This window comes from Photorhabdus sp. P32, assembly GCF_038085095.1.
Lineage (GTDB): Bacteria > Pseudomonadota > Gammaproteobacteria > Enterobacterales > Enterobacteriaceae > Photorhabdus > Photorhabdus luminescens.
Genome location: NZ_JAZGJN010000106.1, coordinates 1 through 1,161 on the forward strand (window position 1 = coordinate 1; position 1,161 = coordinate 1,161).

At 31.1% G+C, this 1,161-nt stretch carries 2 protein-coding genes; both read right to left on the reverse strand.

The annotated features are described in order from the left end of the window. The coding region (locus V2H77_RS00530; RefSeq protein WP_341497241.1) for a hypothetical protein at positions 1 to 607 on the reverse strand (607 nt) is incomplete at its 3' end. A gap of 27 nt (positions 608 to 634) precedes the next feature. Next, on the reverse strand, positions 635 to 1,161 hold a 527-nt coding region (locus V2H77_RS00535), incomplete at its 5' end, for a restriction endonuclease fold toxin 5 domain-containing protein (RefSeq protein WP_341497242.1).

A 1,161-nucleotide genomic window follows, 5' to 3' on the forward strand; every position in this document is an offset into this window, starting at 1 on the left:
TTTTGTAATTTTTATCAGAAATAGATATTATTTCTTCCGCCATTGGAACTAAAGTCGGATCTATTTCTATTGGCAAATAGAGCATCCAGCCGGCATAAACCCTATCTGGAAAAACTTGTTTTTGTTTTAGCGAGTAGCCTCTTGTATCTACTAAAATAAATGGAGAATTTCTAACCGATATTGAATTTTTTAAAAATTCAATAATATCTTGAAAATTAAATTTATCTTTGTCTAAATTGATGCTTATAGATATATTAGTTTTACCTAATCTAACAGGGTTAATATGGGTTTTATCTTCTCCCATATATAGGATACTATTGTTGTTCTCGTCGACTCCATCAGATAATGATTTCACAATAAATTTTGAGTTTTCATTATAAGTTTCTTTAAAATCCTCTATAGCGTATTTAGTAGGTCCATTTTCATCAAATGCATTATTTTTTAATCTTTCTTCTTGAGTATAACCAGGCAAACACCAACCACTTTTTCTAGTTGTTAACTTATTTATCTTGCGTGTAATCTGATATAAATCAAGTAATGCGTTTTCAGGAGTTAAAGCCTCATTTGAATCATGAAATAATTTTATTCTTGAAAAGATAATTGACATTTTTAACTCTCCTTTTTATGAGAATAATTAAAGTTCAGTGTTAAATACCGTAATGTTAGAAAATATAGAAAGTGCCGTAATAAAGTGTTCATAAGATATTGGCTCTAGGAAGTGCCAATGGGATTTTGGAATATTATTTAATGTCTCGCATACTACATTCTGCCTTCTAGCCTGATTAATCATACTGTCATATCCAGACATTTTTCCCTTTAACTTTATATTCTTATAAAAGTCATTAGGTTCTCCATCTTTGAAAAATTGATCATATTTGGCTTTGGCTTCAAGAAATAAACATTGTGCAGATTTCCAACCATCGAAATTTTTATCCATACATAACCAAGTCTCAATTATGTTTAATTCAGGGTTGTATATCGTCCCGGCAATTTTTGTTTGATAAGCAATAGTTATTTCTGAATACGATGTGGTCTTTTCCCAAACCATCGTAACGTTGCCAATTGCCGGACATTTCTCACATTCGGTACGGGACGAAGCAATTGTTTTTGTATCCGCTTTTGCCTTGTCTTGTTCACCTTCTTTATTTTTGGTGCTTTCCA